This is a genomic window from Cellulophaga sp. (genome assembly GCF_039943695.1).
In the GTDB taxonomy this organism is placed as follows: Bacteria; Bacteroidota; Bacteroidia; order Flavobacteriales; family Flavobacteriaceae; genus Cellulophaga.
Genome location: NZ_JBDVAA010000109.1, coordinates 46,387 through 70,338, shown reverse-complemented (window position 1 = coordinate 70,338; position 23,952 = coordinate 46,387). Strand labels below are relative to the sequence as shown.

Here is a 23,952-nt window from a genome sequence, read left to right as displayed (position 1 = left end):
GGTGTAATATCAACTCAAGCACAAAACAAAATTTCAGGTAAAATAACAGAGAACAATTTGCCATTAGAGTATGCCAACGTAATATTATACAATCAATCTACTAAAGAGGTTGTTACTGGTACCATATCAGACAAGCAAGGTGTGTATGCCTTTAACTCTATAAAAAACGGCACATATTATATAGAGGTATCTATGCTTGGTTTTAAAACCAAAACATCTAAAGAATTCCAATTATCCACAGATAAAGAACTAAATTTTACTTTAAATGAAGAAGCAGAATCTTTAAACGAGGTTGTTGTAAAAAGTAAACGACCCGTAATTAGACAAACTGCAGAAAAACTTATTGTAGACTTAGAAAATTCTGAGATGATAAATTCTAATTTAAAAGATGTAATGAAACGCGTGCCTGGTGTAATTGTAACCAATAACGGTATAAGCTATGCTGGACAAAATAATATTAGAATTTTAATTAATGGTAAAACTACCGACTATATGGATATGAGTACGTTGCTACGCGATATGCCTGCAGATAACATAGCTAGAGTAGAAATGGTAGAACAAGCTGGTGCCGAGTTTGATGCTGCTGGTTCTGGACCAGTAATAAACATAATACTAAAAAAAAATGTAAGGCTAGGTACTAACGGTACTGTTGTAGGTTGGGTAGGAGAAGATGAAGGAGTAGAGTATGGTACAAGTGCTTCTATTGGTAGTTATAAAAACAAGCTAAATTGGCAAGCAAGTGCAGGGTATTCTAGTCCTACTTGGAGAGAAGATTTATTTATTAAAAGGACCGTAGATGGTGCAACTTATGACCAAGCTACAATAGAGCCTTACAACCCTAAAACTGCAAGAGTAAGCGGTAGTGTAGATTACTATATTACAGAAGAACATACTATAGGTGTTGGTGTTAGAAACATTAATACAAACTCGGACCGTAACTCTAAAAGCTCTAATATTATAACAAGTAGTAACGGAACAGATTACTTACTGTCACAAAATAGTTTTAACAGGGATCAAGTAGTTTTTAATGTAAATCCTTATTATGAATACAAGACAGATAAACAAAAATTAGCAGTAGATTTTAATTTTGTAGATTATACAAATGATAATCTTAATACCATATCTTCTTTAAATGGCAGTACAGTTCCTTATACAAATCAGCGTTATTTGCAAGACGGTGAATATCAAATAAAAACATATAAAATAGACTACTCTAAGCAATTTACAGAAAACTTTAAACTTAGTTTTGGTAGTAAATACGCAGATGTAGACACAGATAGCGATTTAATGTCTTTTAGTGAAGATACAAACGGAGAATTTGTTTTTAATGAAGATGCTAGCAATAGGTTTTTGGTAGAAGAAAATATTTTTGCATTGTATTCTAAATTAAATGTTACTAGCGGAGAATGGTCTTTTTCTGGTGGCTTACGTTTTGAAGACAGCAACACAAAAGGAACTTCTAATAGCACAAACGAGACCAGAGAGCGTAAAATATCTAAATTGTTCCCTAGTGCATCTGTAAGTAAAAAACTAGGGGAAAGCCTAAGTGCTAATGTAGCTTATAGTTACCGTATTAGTAGACCAAGTTACAGTACACTAAACTCTTTTGTAACTTATTATGATCCGCTTTCTTCAGATGTTGGTAATGAAAATTTAAAACCAGCTTTTACCAATAATTATCAGTTTAACTTAACTTTTGATGGTCAGCCGTTTTTTACTATTGGTTATAGCGAAACTAAGGACGCTATGTTTCAATACGTATCACAAAATACAGAAACTGCAGAAATTAGTAGAACAACTATAAACTTAACAGACAGTGAAAACTGGAACTTTAGACTATTTGGACCATTAAGTTTTATAAAAGGCGTAGATGGGTACACTGGGTTTATTGTAAATTACAACAAGCTAGAGTCTGTACCAGATAATCTAAATTTAGATAAATGGAGCTTAATTTGGTTTACACAGGCTAGTTACGAGCTTCCTTGGGAAATTAACGCAGAAATAAGTGGTAATTACGGTACAGGAGCATTAGATGGTGGTTTAGATGTAGACTGGTTTGCAGGCATAGATTTTTCTTTAGGTAAAACCTTTTTAGATGACAGACTAAAAGTAAATCTAGGACTAAGTAAAATACTTAATAGAGGCTATGTTGGTAAAATAAATTATAATAATTTAAACGCAGATATAGAGAGTAACGAGTCTAGAAGAAACGTACAATTAAGAGTATCTTACAGTTTTGGATCTAGATATGGCAAGCAGAAAAATAGAGAAAACTCATCTAAAGAGGAGCAAAATAGAATTGAGGACAACAACTAATACACTAGCTGTTTAATGAACAAAAAATTAAATAAATCTGATCTTCTACTACTAGCGGTTTACTTTGCGGTATCCTTTTTTATACAAGGCAAGGACTATTATGAAAACGATTCTATGTTAAAGGAATATCTTTTCGATTTTCCGGCAGAATTAATAGGTGTTTGTAGTATTATTTTCTTGTTTGTATTTTGGCTAATCCCCAATTTTGTAACAAAGAAAAAATACATTTTGTTCGGTATTTTAGGTTTGCTTATTATAATTGTAATTTCCGGAATACAGTACACAATAGGTTTTTGGACAGGAGAAAACGATTGGAGTAAATTTCCGCGAGGCTTAGATTTTGTTTTAAAAATGATAGATAGGGGAGCCAACGATACTGCATTTCCATTTGCATTATTGCTTACTAAAAAGTTCTACGAAGGGCAAAACCAATTATTAAAGTTTGAAAAAAAACAAAAAGAAAACGAGCTTAAGTTACTACGTTCACAAATAGATCCTCATTTTTTATTTAACAACTTAAATACATTAGATTCTTTAATAGATAGTGATACCCAAAGAGCAAAAGAATACATAAATCGTTTATCATTAATATACAGGTATTTAATAAAAACAAAAGATGCAGAGGTTATGGAGTTGGCTGAAGAAATTCAACTTGCAGAAAACTATATGTTTTTAATAAAAACGCGCTTTGGAAACGATTATGATTTTAAAATTGAAACCACAACTACTTTAAACAATAAATTTATACCAACAGGAGCCATACAAGCTTTATTAGAGAACGTTGTAAAGCATAACAAGCCTACAGCAGGTGATAGTATAAAAACAGTAATTTATATAGAGGAAAACGCTTTAAAAGTATGTAATACCAAATCTAGTATAATACCTAAAAACGAATCTTTTGGTATAGGTATAGATAATTTAAAAGCACGGTATAAATTGCTATCAGATAAAGAGGTAATTATAATAAATACTGATAAAGAATTTTCGGTTTCTATTCCAGTAATTAAATTAATTGAAGACAATTAAAAGCAATGAAAATTTTAATTTTAGAAGATGAAATACCCGCTTTTCAAAAACTAGTTTCTTTTGTTAAAGATTATTTTAATGATGAGGTTGTGTATGACTGGGCAAGGTCTAACGCAGAAGGTAAGCTATTTTTAAATAGCAATACATATGATTTTATTTTGTCTGATATTCAATTATTAGATGGTGTTTCTTTTGATTTGTATAATGAGGTTAATATAGATGCGCCAATTATATTTTGCTCTGCGCATGATGAGTATCTTTTTCAGGCATTTAACACAAATGGCATTGCTTATATTTTAAAGCCATACACACAATTAGATTTTAAAAAGGCGCTAGAAAAATACCAGGCACTATTTACCAAAGGAGATTACAATTCTTTATCACCAAAAACACTTACAAACCTTAAAATTGCTTTACAAGAAGAGCATAACAATTACAAAACAAGGTTTGTAATTAAAAAAGCAAACGGTATACAGCTGTTAAGTGTTTCAGAAATTAGTACAATAGAAGCTTCAGGAGATTTTTGTATTGCTACAGATGCTAAAGGAAAAAGACATACAATATCTTTAAATTTAGGCACAATACACCAACAATTACACCCTAGTAAATTTTTTAAAATAAACCGAAGCCAAGTTATAAGTATAGATTTTATAGACAATATAGAGAGTCATTTTAAAAACCGATTATTATTAAAAATGGTTGGTGTAAAAGAAAAAGTAATGACAAGCTCATCTACCACAGCAGAATTTAGAAAATGGTTAGAGCAATAAAATAAAAAACCTTCATTTAAAAAATGAAGGTTTTTTATTTTATAAGGTAGTTGTATTAATCGTTAAGTTTTAATACAGCCATAAAAGCTTCTTGTGGTACTTCTACGTTACCAACCTGGCGCATACGTTTTTTACCTTTTTTCTGTTTTTCTAAAAGTTTACGCTTTCTAGATATATCACCACCATAACATTTAGCGGTAACATCTTTACGTAATGCTTTTGTTGTTTCTCTAGAGATAATTTTTGCTCCAATAGCAGCTTGTATAGGAATATCAAACTGTTGTCTTGGGATTAACTCTTTTAACTTCTCGCACATTTTTTTACCAATATGTACTGCATTGTCTGCGTGTATAAGAGCAGATAAAGCATCAACCGGTTGTGCATTTAATAAAATGTCTACGCGTACTAATTTAGAGGTACGCATACCAATTGGCGTATAATCAAAAGAGGCATATCCTTTAGAAACTGTTTTTAATCTATCATAAAAATCAAAAACAATTTCAGCAAGTGGCATATCAAAAGATAGCTCTACACGCTCTGGCGTTAAATATGTTTGGTTTGTAATTTGTCCTCGTTTTTCTATACATAAAGACATTACATTACCAACAAAGTCCGACTTTGTAATTATTGTAGCCTTAATATATGGTTCCTCTACACGGTCTATACTAGATGGGTCTGGTAAGTCTGTAGGGTTATTAACAATAAGAGGAATATCTGGGTCTTTACGTGTAAATGCGTGGTAACTAACGTTAGGTACAGTAGTAATTACAGTCATATTAAACTCGCGCTCCAAACGTTCTTGTATAATCTCCATATGTAACATTCCTAAGAATCCACATCTAAAGCCAAAACCAAGTGCAGCACTACTTTCTGGTGCAAATACCAGTGAAGCATCATTTAGCTGTAATTTTTCCATTGAAGAACGTAATTCTTCAAACTCATCTGTATCTACAGGGTAAATACCAGCAAATACCATTGGTTTTACATCCTCAAAACCTGCAATTGCATTTTTTGTTGGGTTAACAGAGTCTGTAATAGTATCACCAACTTTAACCTCACGAGCATCTTTAATACCTGTAATTAAGTAACCAACATCACCAGCTTTTACACTTTTCTTAATTACCTGCGTTAACTTTAAGGTACCAACCTCATCTGCAAAATAACTTTTATCTGTAGCTACAAATTTTATCTTTTGTCCTTTTTTAATTTCACCATTTATAACTCTAAAATAAGTTTCTACACCTCTAAAAGGATTATAAACAGAGTCAAAAACTAAAGCTTGTAAAGGTTCGTCTATTTCACCAACAGGCGCAGGAATACGTTCTATTACAGCAGCCAAAATATTATCTACACCAAAGCCGGTTTTACCACTTGCGTGTATTACGTCTTCTGGAGCACAACCTAAAAGTTCTACAATATCATCTGTAACTTCTTCTGGGTTTGCACTAGGTAAATCTACTTTATTTAGAACCGGAATTATCTCTAAGTCGTTTTCTAAAGCAAGATATAAGTTAGATATAGTTTGTGCTTGTATACTTTGTGCAGCATCTACAATTAATAAAGCACCTTCACAAGCAGCAATAGATCTAGATACCTCGTAACTAAAATCTACGTGGCCAGGAGTGTCAATTAAATTTAAAACAAATTGTTCTCCTTTATATTCAAAGTCCATTTGTATGGCGTGCGATTTTATGGTAATACCACGTTCTCGCTCCAAATCCATACTATCTAAAAGCTGATCTTGTTTTTCACGATCTGTTACAGAACCAGTATAGTCTAATAGTCTATCTGCCAATGTACTTTTACCGTGATCTATGTGTGCAATAATGCAAAAATTTCGAATATTCTTCATATATAGTACTAAAGTAGCTGCAAATATAGTTTATATTTTACAGGTTATAAGGGTCTAAGTTTAAAGCACATCTAAAATTAATTAAGAATTTTGCTTAATTATAGTTAAAAATGCAAATCAATGTCAGTTTTTGAAGGTTATAAGCTGCTTTTAACTTAAAAATATAGCTTAATGTAGTTTTATTTTTAAATAAATTTACATTTTAACTTGCTTGTTTTCAGTGTTTAAGGGTTCGTTTTAAAAATTAAAAAATCTATTTTAGACTTATTTACGTATCTACCTTAGAACAAAACAAAAATTATGAAGAAAATATCATTAGCACTAGCTGCAGTAGTTTTATTGGGATCATGTGTTTCTAAAAAGAAATATGTAGAATTACAACAGGCTCACGGTGAAACTAAAAGTCAATTAACCAAGACTGCAGTAGAAAAGGAAGAGTTAGAAGCTAAATTTGCTAAAATAGAAGCAAGAGTTGCTGATTATAATTCTAAAATAAACGCATTAACAGAAGATAACGATGCAAAATTAATTTCTGCAGATGGTGCAGTTATTAGTAATAACGTTAAAGCTAAAATGCGCGAGACTTTAAAAAATGTTAGTCCAGAACAATTAATGGGTGCAAAAACACTTAAAGATTCTATGAACTTAGCATTGTCTCACAACTTAAAAAAATCTATTGGTACAAATAGCTTAAACGAAGATGATGATATTGCAATTGATATTGATGATACAGTTGTTATGATTTCTATTTCTGATAAGTTATTATTTAACACTGCTAGCTACAACGTAAGCAACAAAGCAGATGCTATTTTACAAAAATTAGCAGACGTTATTAACTCTGAGCCAAGTATTGAAGTTATGGTAGAAGGACACACAGATTCTAGATCTATTAGTACTCCTAAAGTAACAGATAACTGGGACTTAAGTGTATTAAGAGCAACATCTATTGTACGTAAATTACAAACTAAATATAACGTAGCTCCAGAAAAATTAATTGCATCTGGTAGAAGTAGTTATATTCCTTTAGCGTCTAATGATACTAAAGAAGACAGAGCTAAAAACAGAAGAACACGTATTGTAATCTTACCTAACATAGATAAGTTTTTTGCATTAATGGCTTCTAACGAATAAGCGATAACACTAGCTAACAACTATAAATTGTTAAAGCGGAAATTCTTAATTGAATTTCCGCTTTTTTTATGTTTAAAAACTAGGAACGCTACATAGTCCAATACCAACAACCAAGTATACACCCGCTATTATAAAAAGTGTTTTGGCTGTTTTGGGTTTCTTTTTACTTAAAAATAAGCCTACTGTTATACAAATTATTGCAGGTGATAATAACGCTAAAATAATAAGTATTATAAGGGTTAGGTAGTCACCACTGCCGTTGGGACTTTGATTTAACAGTATTGCATTTATCATCTATATTTATTTAATACCCTGTCATCATTGCACCACAAACACCCAGACTTATAAGCAGGTAAACGCCAGTTAAAATAAAAAATATTTTAGCTGCTTTTTTCTTTTTTTGCCCTAGCATTACAAAAGCAATAATTAAAAATAACAATGCAGGGCCAAACATAATTAGCACTATTAAAATTACCAAGCCACCAAGGCCACCCACCTCTAAAGGTAATAACTGTATCATGCGTTTTCTTTTTGTAGTTCTTTAAGTCGGTCTATTTTATCATCTCTATAAAAGAGGTTCATTGTCTCAAAAGGAATAATTTTATAATCTTTATTTACAATGTGTACACAAGATTTTTTAATGGCACGTACATCAAAATTATGTGCATCTATAAATTGCATAATTATTATTCTAAAAAGGTTGTCATAACCCAGTTCTGGCGCATCAATCTCTGGCAAGCAACACATAATAGATTTTAAATTTTCTGAGGCCTTATCTACAGAGTTTCCTGTGCTAAAAAGTTCTATCATTTTACCGTGTAAAGCTTCATCTTGCTCATATATAATGGTGTTTTTACCTTCGTTTAGTAAATCATCTGGGTTTATATAACGTGTTAACGGGCTAATCTCATCACCTAGTTTTAAAGCATAAGCCATAACCAAAGCATCTGGGTTACAAGGAACCGGAATTAAATCATCTGGTTCAAAAATAGGAGACTGCTCTAAAATATTACGGCGTACTTCTGTAAGTGTAATTCTATTTTCATCAACCTCAAAATTCTCTAACCTACCAGCAATTTGTGTTGGCTGAAAAGTAACACCCCTAACACACTTTTGTTTTAAGGCAAAATCTATGGTTTTACCCATTTCGTGGTCGTTTAACCCTTTTTGCAGTGTAACTACCAAAGTTGTAGCTAAATTTAACTTGTTAAGGTTTTCTATGGCTTTTAAGCGTGTATCTGCTAAGTCTGCACCTCTAAGCGTTTGTAATACATTATTGTCTAAAGAATCAAACTGTAAATAAATTTCAAAATCTGGTGCGTATGTTGCTAATTTTTCTGCAAAAGCAACATCTTTAGCAATTTTAATACCGTTAGTATTTACCATTAAATGTCTAATGGGTAAAGACTTGGCATAGTCCATAATTTCAAAAAAATTAGGGTGTATAGTAGGCTCACCACCACTAATTTGTACCACATCTGGTTCACCTTCATTCTTAACAATAACATCTAACATTTTTTTAATTTCCTCCAATGTTCTGTGTCTGCCATATGTTGGCGAAGAACCTGCGTAGCAAGTAGGGCAAGTAAGGTTGCAACGGTCTGTAACCTCTACAACGGTTAAACAAGAGTGTTGTTCATGATCTGGACACAAACCACAGTCGTACGGGCAACCATAATGCGTTTGCGTGTTAAATGTTTTAGGATACTCAGACGCTTTGTTGTAGTTTCTTATATTTTTATAATACTCAATATCATCAGCAATTAAAACCTTAGACCTACCGTGTTCTTTACAGTTTTTAAGCATATACACCTTATCATTCTCAAAAACAATTTTAGCATCTACACGCCTTAAACATTCTGGACAAAGGCTTAATGTAAAATCATAATAGGTGTAATTTTTTTGCGACATATAGGAGTGTTTTGCAGATGAATTTATAATAGTATAAAAAACAAATTACGCATAAATATTGAATACTACTTAGTCCTAATATTAGAAACTCATTTGGTTTTAAAAATTCAATACAAAAACGAAATAAGAAGTACGCAACCATAAAAAACTTAAAATAACTACCGTTCTCTATACTTATTTTTTTATTCTGATGTGTTTTTAGAGCGATAAAGAGTAGTATTAAAAACACAACTTCATACAGCGCAATAGGGTGCCTTAGAACGCCATCACCTAAATCTAAACCAAAGATTGAAGAAGTTTGCACACCATAAGTAAACTCTTTAATACCAGATAAAAAACAACCAATACGGCCTATAATTATACCTACAATTATAGGTAGTGTAAACAAATCGCCAGAAGATGTTTTCTCTCCAATTATTTTTTTAGCAATTTCTACCCCTAATAATCCACCAAATAAACCACCCATTATAGTTTTATTGTTTACAATAGCAATAAAACCTTGTGTAGCGTGCAATGGAGGGTTTTCTAAAAAACCTATAAGCCTAGATAAAAATAGCGCACCAAAAACAGCACCTATTAGTATAGATAATCTATTTAAGCTACTAATTGTATCTGTACTATTTTTACGTAGAAAAACGTAATATCTAAAGCCAATAAAAAATGCCAAATACTCTAAAATAAGGTGTACGTTTAAGTGGTAACCAAAAACCACAGGCTCATAAGGCAGTAAAAATTGTAATGGCATAAGGCTAAGATAGAATGTTTTCTGTTTTTTAGGTAGCGGATATGTTGTAAATTTGCCAAATGCCAAAAATAGGAGACATACAGTTACCAGAATTTCCGTTGTTGTTAGCACCAATGGAAGATGTAAGCGACCCACCATTTAGAGCTTTGTGTAAAGAACAAGGAGCAGATGTTGTGTATACAGAGTTTATTTCATCAGAAGGTTTAATACGTGACGCTGCAAAAAGCGTCATGAAATTAGATATTTATGAGAAAGAACGACCTGTGGGAATTCAAATTTTTGGTGCAAACTTAGATTCTATGTTGCGCTCTGTAGAGATTGTAGAAAAATCTAACCCAGATATTATAGACATTAACTTTGGTTGCCCTGTAAAAAAGGTAGTAAGTAAAGGTGCTGGTGCAGGTATTTTAAAAGACATAGATTTAATGGTAAAGCTTACCGATGCAATGGTAAAGCATACCAAATTACCTGTTACGGTAAAAACCCGCTTAGGTTGGGATGCAGACTCTATAAAAATTGTTGAGGTTGCAGAACGTTTACAAGATGTAGGCTGTGCTGCAATAGCAATACACGGCAGAACCAGAGTACAAATGTATAAAGGTAATGCAGACTGGAAACCTATAGCACAGGTTAAAAATAACCAGCGTATGCATATACCTGTTTTTGGCAATGGTGATGTAGACTCTCCTGAAGCTGCTGTAAAAATGAGAGATGAATACGGTTTAGATGGTGCAATGATTGGTAGAGCAAGTATTGGTTATCCGTGGTTTTTTAATGAGGTTAAACACTTTATAAAAACAGGAGAACACAAAGCACCACCAACAATGCAAGAACGCGTAGACGCTGCTCGTAGACATTTACAAATGTCTATAGATTGGAAAGGAGAAAAACTAGGTGTTTTTGAAACCCGTAGGCATTATACCAACTACTTTAAAGGAATACCAGATTTTAAACAGTACCGTATGAAAATGGTAACTAGTGACGACTCTGTAGATGTTTTTGCTACTTTTGATGAGGTTTTAGATAAGTTTGGTGATCATCAGTTTTCTTAATCTAAAGTATTAACTAATAGCACTTTTAATTTTTATTTTAAATACTTAGAAAGTAGTATAAGGCGTAGCTTTTTGTTATGTACAGACCTAAAATAAGTGTTTTATTGTGTAATTAATTTTTTACTAATTCTACTACTTGCAATTTTAGCAGATATTAATCCTAGTACAATAATAGTAGCTAAAACAATAACAACGTTTAGTAGTTTATACTCTACTGGGTATGCTAAAAAAGCATTTATTTTAAGCCATCCAAAAGCAAGTTGAGACCATATAAGTAATGATCCTATAAAAACACCAACCAGACCACCAATACTGGTAACAAGTGTGCCTTGTACAAAATAAATTTTGCGCAACTCCTTAATGGTAGACCCAAGGTAGTATAAAGTTTTAGAGTTTTCTTTTTTATCTAAAATCATCATAATAATTGCACCTACAACATTAAATAAGGCAATTATAAGCACTAATGTAAAAATTAGGTATGTAGCTAAGTTTTCTGTGTTTAGCATACGGTGTAAGGTGCTATTTTGTTCTTGTCTGTCTTTTAAAATTACATTTTGATTAAAAACAGCAGCAATTTCTTTTTTAATACTGCCAATATCTTTAGAACCATCAATCTTAAAATTTATAGCAGAAATCTGTAAGCTATCTTTTTCTAGTAGTTTTTGTACAACTGGTAAACTTGTAAAAAGATATTTTTTATCTAGGTCCTCTGCTACGTTATACATACCACTAACTACAACATTGTGCTGGTTGTAGGGTGTTTTGTTAAATCCGCCTTGGTTAACAGCACCTTTTTTTGGTTTTGGCACCAATATTTGTAGTGGACTTCTGTAATTGTTAACCGTTAGCCCTAGTAAATTTGCAATACCAATACCTACAACACCTCTTTGGCCATCTAGTAACCACTCGCCAAAATACAAGGTGCTATCTACGCTTGTAACTTTATTGTAATTACTATCTACACCTTTAATATAGCCAATATGGCTTTTCTCGTTATGTAAAAAGTATACCTTTTCTTCTAGTTCTTTAGAAAAAGAAAGTACACCGTCTATATTCTGTAATTTGGTTTCTTGTTCTGGTAAAACCGATATAAATTTTCCGGTTAATGGAGAAGCTTTTAAGTCAGGATCAAAACTTTCACTAAAGCTAAGGCTATACGTTTTTAATCCGGCAAAGCCAGATAATACAATAAAAAGCGCTGCAGAACCAATAACAATTACTAAAAATGTAATAAAATTGATAATGTTTACAGCGTTTTGACTGCTTTTAGAACGTACATATCGCTTAGCGATGTATAGCGGAAAATTCAATCTTAAGATTTTTTTCTGCGTTCTAGTAAATCTGGATTTTCTATAGGGTTATCCTCTCCCTTTAAAGATTTTTCTATACCGTCTATGTACTCTAAAGAATCGTCTATAAAAAATAGCAATTCTGGTACACGACGTAATTGGTTTTTAGTACGTTGTGCAAGTTCATGTTTTATTAATGGTTGGTTAGATCGTATACCCTCTAAAAGTTCATCTGCATTTTTATGCGGAAAAATACTAATATATACTTTAGCTATAGATAAATCTGTAGTAACAACCACCTTAGAAACAGATATAAGTGTACCACGCAAACCACCATCAATCACCGCGCGTTGTAAGATATCTGCGATATCTTTTTGTATTACGCCTCCTATTTTTTTCTGTCTTTGAGTTTCCATTGGGCAAAAGTACAATTTATATTATTAGAGTCCTATACCTTAGCCTAGTATCCTAGGGGATTAGCTAAAAGATTAATTGTTGTAATTTTAGCCTTTATATTTTTAAAGATAGATTATGCAAAAAATAGAACATATAGGAATAGCAGTTAAAGATTTAAAAGCGTCTAATTTGCTGTTTGAAAAATTGTTGGGCACACCAAGTTATAAAGAAGAAGAAGTAGCGTCTGAGGGTGTTAAAACCTCTTTTTTTATGCAAGGCCCAAATAAAATTGAACTGTTAGAGGCAACTAAAGAAGATAGTCCTATTGCAAAATTTATAGCTAAAAAAGGTGAAGGTGTACACCATATAGCATTTGCAGTAGATGATATTGTTGCAGAAATTGCACGTTTAAAAGCCGAAGGTTTTGTGGTTTTAAATGAAACACCTAAAAAAGGTGCAGATAATAAACTAGTTGCTTTTTTACATCCAAAGGGTACAAATGGCACATTAATAGAGCTTTGCCAAGAAGCACCAGCACCATTAAAATAAAAAAGTTAATATAACTACAATCTTCTTTTGGATTGTAACAAAATAAATAGTAATATTGCATCCGCAATTTGCGGGTCCTATAGCTCAGCTGGTTAGAGCACCTGACTCATAATCAGGGGGTCCATGGTTCGAGCCCATGTGGGACCACAAGCAAACAAAAGCCTTTACAGAAATGTAAAGGCTTTTTTGGTTTTAACTAGTTTATAATAAAATTTTTAGTTACGCTTTTTATAGAGCTTATTAGCATTTTGCAACTTTGTATGTATTCTATCTCTTAAGTTTTTTGGCTTAATAACTTCTATAGAGTCACCAAAACCTAAAATTATTCTTTCTAGTTCAAAGTTTATTTTTACAAAAATGTTAAAAATAACACCATCATCTTTTTTTTCAATTATTCGTTGAGATTTATGAAAGGGTTTTGTCTCTACATAGGGAGCATTTTTTTTATCTACCCAAAATTGTATACGTTCTGCTCTTTTGTTTGTAACGGTAACACCAATTACGTCTTTATAATATTTATCACCGTTAAAATTTTCTAATATATACTCTATAGATGTATTATAATCTATATCAATAATTCTATCTAAAGCAAAAGTTACTATTTGTTTATATTTAGAGCTTCTACCCACTAAAAACCACCTATTATTAAATTCTTTTAAAATATAAGGATGAAAGCTAATTACAGAGGGAGTCTCTGCTTTAAAGGATTGATAAGTTAATTTTATTACTATTTTTTTTAATATTGCTTGATATAGAACATCTAAAAACTCAAGTCCTTTTAATTTTTCATTTTTGTCTAAATGAATAATTGAAGACTGTTGAGTTTTTTCAGAATAGACTTTGTCTTCTAACCTTTGTATAATTCCACCAAGTTCACTAAAAAGCGAAAAATCTTTAAATTGTTTTAGCATTTCAACTGTTTCAGATAACACATTTATGTCATTTTTATTTAAAGGGATATTAGTTATTGAAAAGTTTTCATCTTCATATTTATAAAATTTTTTGTCATAAACTACTATTGGAGCATTGTAACCAAGTTTATCACTCCTCATCATTTGTATATCTAATTGTACGGTACGCTTGCTTACATTAATTTCTCTCCCTTCGTATTCATAAAGGGCATCAGAACAAGAAGAAATTAAACTTTCTAAAGTCCATTTACGGTATCTATTTTGAAGGCATTTATCAATTGTTTTATACCTAATTAGAGCATTTTTGTTAACAGACATAGTTTATTTTTATAGAAAAGTATAACTTTTTTTTAACTACGCAAAATGATTGCGTACTTGGGTTTAATATTTGTACCGGAATCATAATTAAGACCTTAACTAAGGTTATAAGTAGTACTCCGCCGAACGAGGAGTCGGCGGAGTTAAAAGAAAAATTAATATGGAAAACAAAAACAGAATTACAGGAGAAGATTTAATTAAAATGGGTTATACGCCAGCTAAATGGTTTAAGGAAGCTCTAAATTTTATTAATGAAAACGATTTAAAAGGAAATGAATTAACAACATATTTAGCCAATTTTAAATTTCCAAAGCCTATAGGGTTGAATATCAATAAAGTTCCATTTAATATTAATATAAGAGCAGAGAATGAGATAGAGGAGATAAATGTAAAGAATGTTACAGATACAATGGTAGAGTTAATGAGAACACCAACCATTGTATCAGGAGCTATAATGCCAGATGCTTGCCCAACTGGTCCAACAGGTACTATTCCTGTAGGTGGAGTAGCTGTAGCAAATAATGCAATTCATCCAGGTATGCATAGTGCAGACATTTGTTGTTCCGTTATGTTAACTGACTTTGGAAAAGTTAGTCCAAAAGATGTTTTAGATATAGCACAAAGTATTACACATTTTGGACCAGGTGGTAGGTCTAGAGATTCTCAGTTCAGGTTACCCTCAGATTTACTGAAAGAAATAGAAGGTAATTATTTTTTAAATAATCAAAAATGTATATCTGTTGCTAGATCGCACTTAGGAACTCAAGGAGATGGTAATCATTTTTTATTTGTTGGTACATCTAAAAAAACAGGAAATACTATGATGGTTACACATCACGGTAGTAGAGGTTTTGGTGCTAATCTGTACTCTAAAGGTATGAAAGTAGCAGAACGTTTTAGAAAAGAGTTATCTCCAGAAACATTAAAACAAAACGCTTGGATTCCTTATAACACAGAAGAAGGACAAGAATATTGGAAAGCTTTACAAATTATAAGAAAATGGACTAAAAAGAATCATGAATGTTTGCATAACACTACTTTAGAAAAGCTTGGTGTAGAAAGGAAAGATAGGTATTGGAACGAGCATAATTTTGTTTTTAAAGATGGTGATTTGTTTTACCATGCAAAAGGAGCAACTCCGTTGGATAAAAAATTTATGCCAGACATTACAGGTCCTAGATTAATACCGTTAAATATGGCGGAACCGGTTTTAATTGTTGAAGGAGAAACCACCTCAACAAATTTAGGATTTGCACCTCACGGAGCAGGCAGAAATATGAGTAGAACACAGCATAGAAAAAGTAAATTAGGTACTTTAGAAGATATTTTTACTGAAGAGACTAAAAATTTAGATGTTCGTTTTTATTCTAATGAAATTGATATAACGGAATTACCAAGTGCATATAAAAATGCAGCTAGTGTACGTAGGCAGATGAACGATTTTAACTTAGGAAAAGTTGTAGATGAAGTTTTACCATATGGTTGTATAATGGCGGGTAACTGGAAAAAGAATGCCCCGTGGAAGAAAAAAAGAAAATAGTTAAGACCTCTCTAATTTAGAAATTATGAGAGGTTTTTTATGCAAAATGTTTGTCATAATAACAATAATCTACTTTTTCTCACTTAAAATGCTTAATAGTAGCTATTGTTGCGTATAACATTACTGTTGCTATGGCCATTTCTTTAGCTTCTATAGTTTTATATTTTTTACTTTTTCCTAGTAGCGTATCTTCATTTAAACACAAATAAAAATAGTACTCGTTATTTTGGGTTACTTTGCTATGGTAGTAATCATAGTCGTAGGCGTGTTGTTTTACAAAAATAATTTGTTGTTTGCACTTGGCTATATTTTTAAAAGTTTCGCCATATAATACTATTTCCCCTTCACTATTTTTTAAGTTAAAACAGTACTCATTAGTATTGGTTTTTTTAATTTCATAAAATGGTTTGGACATAGTGTTTGTGAGTAGAAAAATACAAATTTACATTATTTAACTTACAATAAAATACAGAAACTAATAAAGAAAAGGTCTTACCTACTAACTTGAATAACTTCCCCATTACCGCATTAGCAAGCAGACCAAATACTTTAATAATTAGAACTATTAATAATAACATTGCAAAAATAAACTTACTGCTAAAAATAGTTTTACGGATATCCGTAATGATGTTTGTTATTATTGGTTATTGGCTATAAAGAAAAACAAGTATTGCTACCTTTTTACTACGTGTTTAAGTAATACCAAGCATTCTTTTTTAGTTACTTTTACGTTTAAATATTAATTAATATGCTAAAAAAACTATTATTACTGTGTATACTATCTTTTCATTTTTCTACATATTCTCAGTCTAGAGAAGTAAAAATAATTTCTTGGAATATTAGAGATTTTGGTAAGACAAAAAACAGTGAAGAATTAGATAAAATAGCAGATATTGTTAGAGATACAGATATTTTAGCAATACAAGAAGTTGTATCTGGTTACGGCGGTGCACAGGCAGTTGCCAAACTAGCAGATGCTTTAAACAGAAAAGGTAGTAAGTGGGACTATGTAATTAGCAACCCCACCAACAGCTCTAAATATGTAACAGAGCGATATGCCTTTATTTGGAAAACTAAATACATAAAAATAAAAAATAGAGGTTTTTTGGTAAAAGAATTAGACGAGAAGGTAGAGAGAGAACCTTTTTTATTAGATTTTTATGTAAACGGAGACAAGTTTACGGTTCTTAATTTTCACTCCAGACCATATAACAAAGACCCCGAAAGTGAAATAAAAGAAATATCAAAATATATATTAGATAGGTTTACTTCTCCAATATTGTTTGTAGGAGATTTTAATGTAAATAATAAAAACACAGCGTTTACCAACCTTAAAGATAAAGGCTACAAAGCAGCAGTAGTAAATAAGAAAACAACACTAAAAAAGAAGTGTTATAGAGGGCAGTATGTAAACCATGCTATTGATAATATTTTCTACTCTAAAAAAATAAATAAGGTAGATAGCAAGGTTTTAGATTTTATTAAAAATTGTACCAACTTAGAAACAGGAAGATATTTATCAGATCATCTTCCTGTGTATATGAAATTTTCTATTGTTAAATAGGTTCTATAGCTTAAAAACTATATAATTCCGTCTCTAGTTAATTTAGCAATTAGGTGTGTTGTATTCTTAGCCTCAAAATCATCAAATAACTTGCCAATTCTTTTGTCTATTGTACTTTCGCTATTAGGAGTAATATTGTTTTGTTTAAACTTTAATACAATTTCTTTTTTACTTAAGCCTTCTGCTAGTTCTTTTAACATAAGTATATCAAAATCATCTAACTCTATAATAGTAGTGTTAGAAGACATATTTATTTGTGGAGATACGTAGTTGGTACCGTTATAAACATCTTGTATAGCAGTCATAAGTTCGTTTAGGTTTTCTCTGCCTTTACATACAAAACCATTTATTTTTTGCTCTTCAAAAAGAGCTTTTATTTTTGTTGGGTTATCTTCCATAGAATTTACAATAACCTTAATATTTGGCTGTACTCTTTTTATAGCATTTATAAGCTCTATGCCAGAGGTAAGTTTGCGGTCTGTGTAACCTTCTTTAAATTGTAAATCTGTTACCAAGAGCTGAAAAGGAACGTTGTTTTTATATGCAACTACGGCACGGTTGTAAGCTTTGTCGCAGTACAACTCTTCTTTAATATCTGTAATAAAGAGCTTATTTGTTATGGCAGCTACAATACCATTGTTGGTGTCCTGAAAATCTTCGGCTATTAACACTTTAGTAAACATAAAACAGCTATTTTTTAATTAGGAATTTCAATTACGGATTTAAAACCCTCGTTTTTCTTGGTTTCAAATATAATTGTTCCGTTTATGGCTTTAATACGCTTTTCCGTATTCAGGAGTCCATTTTTTGTATTTAGTGCTTTTTTTGTTGCTCCAATGCCATTATCAGAACATATAATTTCTAATTTTTTAGAGTTTTGCTTAAAACTAATGTTAATAGCAGTAGCTTTACTATGCTTATTTGTATTTATTACAAGTTCTCTAAGTACCTTATAAAGTACAGTTTTGTTTATTTTATTTACAATAGTCCAGTCTATATTTTTACCACCAGTAATTACTAGTTTTATATCTTGATTATTGTTTTGTTGTAACATACCATATAAATGGTCTTTATAATTTTCACCTGTATCTACATCATTTATTTCTCTAGAAAAATCTCTGCTTTGCTTGTATAAATCTTCTAAAGAATCTAAAACCTTTGTTGTTTCTGTATTGTTTTGTAACAATACCATTGCGTGATTTATTTTTGCTCCAAAATCGTCATGTAGTTTTCTAGACAGTTGTGCTTCGGTTTCTAAAGTAGCCTGTAATTTGTCTAATTTGTTTTGTTGTTTTAGTCTTTTATTACGCTGCATATAAAAGTAAAACAGAAAGCATAAACTTAATAAAAGAATAGCAATACCAATACTATATCCTTGTTTTTGTGCACGTTGTTGGGTTAGTTCTAGTTCTTTTTGAGCTTTTTCTTTTTCAAGTTGTAAAATAGATTCTTCTTTTAAGGCATCATCATATTTATACTTAGCAAACTGAGTTTTTACTTTTAAATCATTTTTATAAAGACTATCCTGTATAAATAAATACCGATCTCTATAATTTATATTTTTAGGGTGTATTTTAATTAAAAAATTTAATGCGTCTTTTTCAGCTTTAGGGTTTTTTACCACCTTAGATAAGGTAATAACCGAATCTAAATATGAAGAAGCTTTTTTAGGGTTTGTACTCGTATAAAACTCACCCAAATGTGTATAACTAGCAATTTTACCCTTTAAATCTTTATGCTTGGTTCTTTGTAGTAAAGCGTTTAGCAAGTCTGTCTCTATATTATGTGTACTGCCGTTTAACCATTTAGTATAGGCTAAATTATCTAGTACCCTTGCTGCTTGTTTTTTATCATTTTGGGTTAAATCATTTTCATATACCTCAGTTAATAAAGTAATTGCTTTAGAATATTTTTTACTGTCTATGTAAGAAGCAGCTAAATTATTTTTATAAATAAGTATACTTTTATAGCTTGTAGTTAAATTAATAGCCTTTTTATAGTACAGTTCTGCATCATCAAAATTTAATAATTTTCTGTGGTCACTAGCCAATGTATTATAGGCATGGGCAGCGGTTATACTGTCTTTATTTGGGTTTAAATAATGCAATGCTTCTGTAATGGTTTCTTTACTCCCAAAAAAATCGCTTTTATTTTTTTGAATATTACTAATGCTAATTAAGTTTTTAGCTATCCAACTACTATCATTAACAGCTTTATACTGGTTTTTAGATAAATTGTAGTTTACAAAAGCACTATCTATATTATTAGCTATAGTGTGAAAATAGTATGCCTTTAAATAATATATAAACCCTAGATTTGTTTTGTTTTTTGTGTACTTAGAATGATTTATAAACAGTTTACTGTAAAACAACAAACTATCATATTGTTGTAGAAGAAGGTGAGTATGTGTTTTTTGAGTTAAAACAGTATTGTATAATTCATCATCTGTAAACTTTACCAGCTTATAGGCTTTGTTAACAATCTCTATTTTTTTAGAAGGTTTAAGTTTTGTGTTGGCAACCTCATTAAGGTAAAATGAAACACTATCTAATTTAGATGCTGTACTTAGTGTAGTAGCGTTTTGTTTAGAAGTACAGGAAAAAAATAGGAGAACTACTATAAGTGCAAAAAACTTACCCAAAATATAATTTTTTGTATAAATGTATTCAAAAAAAGAGAGCCACACCAAAAGGTGTAGCTCAATTTTTTTTTAGTTACCAGTATTAGGTATTGGAGGTGGTTCTGGTAAAGGAATATCTTCTCCTTCATCACCTTCTGTTGCCTGTGTTTCATACAACGCATCGTTAGCATCAGCAGAATCTACAGAGCAAGAAAACATAGACATGTTAAGAACTAGTGCCATTAAGGCTATAAATACTTTTTTCATAATTTTTTTTAAAATTTTTAGACATAGGCGTTGCTGTCCGATCTTCCGTTCGAAAGTTTTTTATAGGTTGCAACAACCCTTTAAAATGGTAGGATTACTCCTGTTTTTTGAGAAGTAGAAATTGTAATGCAGCAGTTTTTAACTACTTCTCGTCCGGCTAATCACCAACCGCATTACAGATTTCCGTAAGAAAGATTTTTCTAGAATAGCTATGTTAGCAACACACAGCTGTAAACCAATCTTGGGGCAAAGTAAATTGATTAAGAAAGTTTTGTTATAGACACAAAACAGACTTATGTAAGACAATTAGCAGACACCAATGTTTACAGCGTTTGTAGAGGGTTGTGTCTGTACTTTGTCTAATTGATAATTTGTATTTTTGAAGTAATGGAGCGTTGTTATTTAAGAGAAATTGTTTGTGAATCATTTAAAAAAGCGGAAAGTGAAATTCCATCGCATTCTAGGTATGCATTGGCTATGCATATTGCAGATAAAACAACTTTAAGCTCAAAAACGTTAGAACGGGCTTATGATAAATATGTGAGCAATAAGGAATCTAAATATAAAAAGATAGGAGATGCTAGTGTTAACTTACTATGCGAGTATTTAGGGTTTAACAATTACCAAGAATATGTAAAATCTAAGAATAGAAATATTCAAAAAAAAGAAGATGTTATAAATGGCTCTAAGCCAATTAATGTTACTAAAAACAATAAAAAAAACTTATTAATAAAAATAGCAAGCATAATTTTTATAGTTGTTGCTATAGGTTATTTTTTTAGTCAAATTACAGGTGCAAAAATTGCTAAATGTATGGTTTGGGTAAAAATGGAATATCAACAAGTAGATTGCAACACTAGTCTACAACCAGAGTATGAAGCTGATATAATGCCTTTTGATGCTAATAAATTGAAGAATTTTAAAAAACTAAACGTAACAATCACTACAGATTTTTTTGACAAAGTAACAAATAAACCACTAGTTTGGTATATTAAAAATAATGATGAAATAGAGTATTTTTCTAGTCCAGGACTGCATCCAGTTACCGGTAAAACATTAAGGGCTATTACGCCGTACATTATTAATAAATATGTGCCTGTACATACAAATAATAAAAACTCTTTTATTAGCGAGTAAATTATTTTTTGATTTATTTTGATGACTAAACAAAGAAAACAATTAACCCTTTTAAGGTTAATAATAATTACGTTGGTATGAAAAAGGTTTATCAGTATACAGCAGTCGTATTTTTAATAATAGCAGTACAGCAAGCTGTATTAGCTCAAAAAAAGTATGAAGCTCCAAAGTTATCCAATCCTAATTCTTGGACACTAATTTTAGTGCCAGACACACAAAACTATGTAAAGTACCAACGCAACCAAGGAACATTAGATTTAATGACAGCTTGGATTAGTGAAAACATAGATTCACTAAACATAAAAATGGTGCTGTGTACCGGAGATTTAGTAGAACAAAATGATATGATTGTTCCAGACGGTAAAAACGGAAACCAAACAAGCAGACAACAATGGTTGGCTGTGTCTAGAATGTTTGGTAGGTTAGATGGGCAAGTTCCTTATGTTTTAGCTGCGGGTAATCACGATTATGGTTATAAAGGAGTAGAGCACAGAGGTTCTAATTACAATACTTATTTTCCGGCACATAAAAACCAAGCTAATTATAAATTACTTAGTGCAGCTGCTAAAAATGCAGGTGGACACCCAAGTTTAGAAAACTCAGCTTTTGATTTTACAGCACCAAACGGACGCAAATTTTTGTTTATGACCTTAGAGTTTGCACCAAGAGATACTATTGTGCAATGGGCAAAAAATGTTGTTGATGAAGAGAAATATAAAAACCATACTGTAGCATTACTTACGCACTCGTATTTAAACTCTAAAAACGAGCGAATAAAAAAAGAAAATTACCCAATAAAAGATGGTAATTACGGAGAAGCTGTGTGGCAAAAATTGGTAGAACCATCTAAAAATATACAACTTGTTTTTTCTGGCCACATTGGTGGTGCAGATGATTTTAAAGCACATGTAGGTTTTAAAGAAGATAAAAACAAAGGAAGAAAAAAGGTAAATCAAATGGCATTTAACGCCCAAGCTATGGGTGGCGGTTGGCAAGGTAATGGTGGTGATGGTTGGTTACGAATTTTAGAATTTTTACCAGACAATAAAACAATTAAAGTACATACATTTTCTCCGTTTTTTGCAGCATCACCAGTAACAAAACACTTGGCTTGGAGTACAGAAAGTTACAACGACTTTACTTTTACTTTAGATTAAGAATAGTTTATAAACCTAACTAGTTAATAACTAACTGTCATTATAAATTAGTCACTAGCGTACTTAGGCTATATTTGTGTTTTTATAAACATAAAATTAAACTATGCTTAAAAAAATTACATCAAACCTGCTATTTAAAGTGTTTATCGCAATCATTTTAGGTATACTTATAGGTTTGTATTTACCAGAATCTATAAATAGGTTATTTAATACTTTTAAAGCTGTTTTTAGTCAGTTTTTAGGTTTTGCTATTCCTTTAATAATTTTAGGTTTAATAATGCCTGCTATTGCAGATTTAGGCAAAGGAGCTGGTAAACTATTACTTATTACAGCTGCTATAGCTTATGGTTCTACTTTGTTCTCTGGATTTTCAACTTACTTTGTAGCATCTGGTTTTTTCCCTTCGTTTATAGAAGCACAAACCGTAGAAAATGTTGGTGATGGCGTAGAAAAATTAAGTCCGTTTTTCTCTATAACAATTCCACCTGTGTTAGATGTAATGTCTGCCTTAGTATTGGCATTTGTTATAGGTTTAGGTTTAGCATCACAAGGAGAAAGTAGTTTAAAAAAAGTAGCTAACGATTTTCAGAAAATAATAATGATGGTTATAGAGAAGGTAATAATTCCTCTACTTCCTTTATACATCTTAGGTATTTTTTCTGCCATTGCTTATAATGGTCAAGTAGAGTCTGTATTAAGTGTGTTCCTAAAAATTATAGGAATTATTTTTGTAATGCACTTTTTACTAATGTTAGTACAGTTTATCATTGCTGGAGCAATAACCAAACAAAATCCAATAAAAGCATTGCTTAATATGGCACCTGCATACTTAACAGCTTTGGGTACACAGTCTTCTGCAGCTACCATACCAGTTACATTACAACAAGTACAAAAAAATGGTGTTTCTCCTAAGGTTGCTAATTTTGTGGTTCCGCTTTGTGCAACCATACATTTGGCTGGTAGTACAATGAAAATTGTTGCCTGTGCAGTAGCGCTTATGCTTATGCAAGGTTTAGATTTTAACTTTACAATGTTTGCAGGTTTTGTAATGATGTTGGGTATAGCAATGGTTGCTGCTCCAGGAGTTCCTGGTGGTGCAATTATGGCAGCTGTTGGTATTTTGCAAACAATGTTAGGTTTTAATGCAGAAGCGCAAGCGTTAATGATAGCACTTTACATTGCAATGGATAGTTTTGGTACTGCTGCTAATATAACAGGCGATGGTGCAATTGCACTTATTGTAAATAAGATAGTAAATAAAGATGAGGTTGTAGTTTAACCTTAACTTTTTAAATTATATGAAAAGAGCCTTGCTGTAGAGTAAGGCTTTTTCTGTTTCTTGTTTTTTAATTAACAAGAATAATTTTTCAATATATATAGTATAAAACATATGGTAACACA

23 protein-coding genes and 1 tRNA gene are annotated in these 23,952 nt (G+C 31.3%); 12 read left to right on the top strand and 12 right to left on the bottom strand.

The annotated features are described in order from the left end of the window. The 3 genes from ABJD66_RS07580 to ABJD66_RS07570 all read left to right on the top strand — a co-directional run. Window positions 1-2,316: outer membrane beta-barrel protein (locus ABJD66_RS07580; RefSeq protein WP_348130003.1), on the top strand; the 2,316-nt coding region annotated here is incomplete at its 5' end. A 15-nt stretch (window positions 2,317-2,331) separates the two neighbouring features. Continuing rightward, window positions 2,332-3,342 carry a histidine kinase gene (locus ABJD66_RS07575; RefSeq protein ID WP_348130000.1) on the top strand — a complete coding sequence of 337 codons (1,011 nt, stop codon included), beginning with the start codon at window positions 2,332-2,334 and terminating at the stop codon, window positions 3,340-3,342. 5 nt (window positions 3,343-3,347) lie between these two features. Further along, a complete protein-coding gene (locus ABJD66_RS07570; RefSeq protein ID WP_348129997.1) occupies window positions 3,348-4,112 on the top strand; it encodes a LytTR family DNA-binding domain-containing protein in 765 nt (254 codons plus the stop codon). Between the two features lie 55 nt (window positions 4,113-4,167). Here ABJD66_RS07570 and lepA read toward each other — a convergent pair whose 3' ends face one another. Further along, on the bottom strand, window positions 4,168-5,964 hold the full coding sequence (gene lepA, locus ABJD66_RS07565; RefSeq protein ID WP_100894425.1) for a translation elongation factor 4: 1,797 nt from the start codon (window positions 5,962-5,964) through the stop codon (window positions 4,168-4,170). Between the two features lie 300 nt (window positions 5,965-6,264). Between lepA and ABJD66_RS07560 the strand changes: the two genes are divergently transcribed. Continuing rightward, a complete protein-coding gene (locus tag ABJD66_RS07560) occupies window positions 6,265-7,095 on the top strand; it encodes an OmpA family protein (RefSeq protein WP_100894426.1) in 831 nt (276 codons plus the stop codon). Window positions 7,096-7,167: 72 nt separating this feature from the next. Here the strand turns inward: ABJD66_RS07560 and ABJD66_RS07555 are convergent, their stop codons facing one another. Genes ABJD66_RS07555 through ABJD66_RS07540 form a run of 4 tightly spaced genes read right to left on the bottom strand, consistent with a single transcriptional unit; the run spans window position 7,168 to window position 9,751 of the window. Further along, a complete protein-coding gene (locus tag ABJD66_RS07555; RefSeq protein WP_348129993.1) occupies window positions 7,168-7,389 on the bottom strand; it encodes a hypothetical protein in 222 nt (73 codons plus the stop codon). Between the two features lie 10 nt (window positions 7,390-7,399). Continuing rightward, window positions 7,400-7,615, bottom strand: a complete 216-nt coding sequence (locus ABJD66_RS07550) for a hypothetical protein (RefSeq protein WP_100894428.1) — start codon at window positions 7,613-7,615, stop codon at window positions 7,400-7,402. Further along, entirely contained in the window at window positions 7,612-9,006 is a 1,395-nt protein-coding gene (locus ABJD66_RS07545; protein WP_348129989.1) for a radical SAM protein, read from the bottom strand. Before ABJD66_RS07545 ends, ABJD66_RS07550 begins: the two co-directional genes overlap by 4 nt. After that, window positions 8,978-9,751 carry a prolipoprotein diacylglyceryl transferase family protein gene (locus ABJD66_RS07540; protein ID WP_348129986.1) on the bottom strand — a complete coding sequence of 258 codons (774 nt, stop codon included), beginning with the start codon at window positions 9,749-9,751 and terminating at the stop codon, window positions 8,978-8,980. Before ABJD66_RS07540 ends, ABJD66_RS07545 begins: the two co-directional genes overlap by 29 nt. Before the next feature lie 59 nt (window positions 9,752-9,810). On the opposite strand from ABJD66_RS07540, the gene dusB reads away from it, so the two are divergent. Next, window positions 9,811-10,803, top strand: a complete 993-nt coding sequence (dusB, locus tag ABJD66_RS07535; RefSeq protein ID WP_100894431.1) for a tRNA dihydrouridine synthase DusB — start codon at window positions 9,811-9,813, stop codon at window positions 10,801-10,803. A gap of 101 nt (window positions 10,804-10,904) precedes the next feature. On the opposite strand, the gene ABJD66_RS07530 is transcribed toward dusB, so the two are convergent. Continuing rightward, complete coding sequence (locus ABJD66_RS07530) at window positions 10,905-12,113, bottom strand: FtsX-like permease family protein (protein WP_303542261.1); 1,209 nt, start codon at window positions 12,111-12,113, stop codon at window positions 10,905-10,907. A gap of 2 nt (window positions 12,114-12,115) precedes the next feature. After that, window positions 12,116-12,508, bottom strand: a complete 393-nt coding sequence (gene rbfA / locus ABJD66_RS07525) for a 30S ribosome-binding factor RbfA (protein WP_100894433.1) — start codon at window positions 12,506-12,508, stop codon at window positions 12,116-12,118. Window positions 12,509-12,623: 115 nt separating this feature from the next. Between rbfA and mce the strand changes: the two genes are divergently transcribed. Together mce and ABJD66_RS07515 are read left to right on the top strand one after the other, a co-directional pair. Next, a complete protein-coding gene (gene mce, locus ABJD66_RS07520) occupies window positions 12,624-13,037 on the top strand; it encodes a methylmalonyl-CoA epimerase (protein WP_100894434.1) in 414 nt (137 codons plus the stop codon). Window positions 13,038-13,110: 73 nt separating this feature from the next. Further along, window positions 13,111-13,184, top strand: a tRNA-Ile gene (locus tag ABJD66_RS07515). A 68-nt stretch (window positions 13,185-13,252) separates the two neighbouring features. Here the strand turns inward: ABJD66_RS07515 and ABJD66_RS07510 are convergent. Next, window positions 13,253-14,266 carry a WYL domain-containing protein gene (locus tag ABJD66_RS07510; RefSeq protein ID WP_348129980.1) on the bottom strand — a complete coding sequence of 338 codons (1,014 nt, stop codon included), beginning with the start codon at window positions 14,264-14,266 and terminating at the stop codon, window positions 13,253-13,255. A 160-nt stretch (window positions 14,267-14,426) separates the two neighbouring features. Between ABJD66_RS07510 and ABJD66_RS07505 the strand changes: the two genes are divergently transcribed. Next, window positions 14,427-15,806 carry an RtcB family protein gene (locus tag ABJD66_RS07505; RefSeq protein ID WP_348129977.1) on the top strand — a complete coding sequence of 460 codons (1,380 nt, stop codon included), beginning with the start codon at window positions 14,427-14,429 and terminating at the stop codon, window positions 15,804-15,806. A 79-nt stretch (window positions 15,807-15,885) separates the two neighbouring features. Here the strand turns inward: ABJD66_RS07505 and ABJD66_RS07500 are convergent, their stop codons facing one another. Continuing rightward, window positions 15,886-16,221, bottom strand: coding sequence for a YegP family protein (locus ABJD66_RS07500; protein ID WP_303542253.1), 336 nt, complete (start codon window positions 16,219-16,221; stop codon window positions 15,886-15,888). Window positions 16,222-16,554: 333 nt separating this feature from the next. Here ABJD66_RS07500 and ABJD66_RS07495 point away from each other — a divergent pair, with 333 nt between their 5' ends. Then, the gene (locus ABJD66_RS07495) at window positions 16,555-17,370 is read left to right on the top strand and encodes an endonuclease/exonuclease/phosphatase family protein (protein WP_348129973.1); all 816 of its coding nucleotides are present in this window, start codon (window positions 16,555-16,557) and stop codon (window positions 17,368-17,370) included. A 17-nt stretch (window positions 17,371-17,387) separates the two neighbouring features. On the opposite strand, the gene ABJD66_RS07490 is transcribed toward ABJD66_RS07495, so the two are convergent. From ABJD66_RS07490 to ABJD66_RS07480, 3 genes are all read right to left on the bottom strand, one after another. Further along, window positions 17,388-18,053, bottom strand: coding sequence for a DNA-binding response regulator (locus ABJD66_RS07490; protein WP_348129970.1), 666 nt, complete (start codon window positions 18,051-18,053; stop codon window positions 17,388-17,390). Window positions 18,054-18,067: 14 nt separating this feature from the next. Further along, complete coding sequence (locus ABJD66_RS07485) at window positions 18,068-20,011, bottom strand: hypothetical protein (RefSeq protein WP_348129967.1); 1,944 nt, start codon at window positions 20,009-20,011, stop codon at window positions 18,068-18,070. Window positions 20,012-20,080: 69 nt separating this feature from the next. Continuing rightward, window positions 20,081-20,257 carry a hypothetical protein gene (locus tag ABJD66_RS07480; protein ID WP_157811082.1) on the bottom strand — a complete coding sequence of 59 codons (177 nt, stop codon included), beginning with the start codon at window positions 20,255-20,257 and terminating at the stop codon, window positions 20,081-20,083. Between the two features lie 387 nt (window positions 20,258-20,644). Here ABJD66_RS07480 and ABJD66_RS07475 point away from each other — a divergent pair, with 387 nt between their 5' ends. The 3 genes from ABJD66_RS07475 to ABJD66_RS07465 all read left to right on the top strand — a co-directional run bounded on the left by ABJD66_RS07475 (window position 20,645) and on the right by ABJD66_RS07465 (window position 23,830). Further along, window positions 20,645-21,394: a hypothetical protein gene (locus ABJD66_RS07475; RefSeq protein WP_348129964.1), complete on the top strand. Its 750-nt coding sequence runs from the start codon at window positions 20,645-20,647 to the stop codon at window positions 21,392-21,394. A gap of 77 nt (window positions 21,395-21,471) precedes the next feature. Further along, window positions 21,472-22,551 carry a metallophosphoesterase gene (locus ABJD66_RS07470; RefSeq protein WP_348129961.1) on the top strand — a complete coding sequence of 360 codons (1,080 nt, stop codon included), beginning with the start codon at window positions 21,472-21,474 and terminating at the stop codon, window positions 22,549-22,551. Window positions 22,552-22,654: 103 nt separating this feature from the next. Continuing rightward, window positions 22,655-23,830: a dicarboxylate/amino acid:cation symporter gene (locus tag ABJD66_RS07465; protein ID WP_348129958.1), complete on the top strand. Its 1,176-nt coding sequence runs from the start codon at window positions 22,655-22,657 to the stop codon at window positions 23,828-23,830. Window positions 23,831-23,952: the final 122 nt, after the last annotated feature.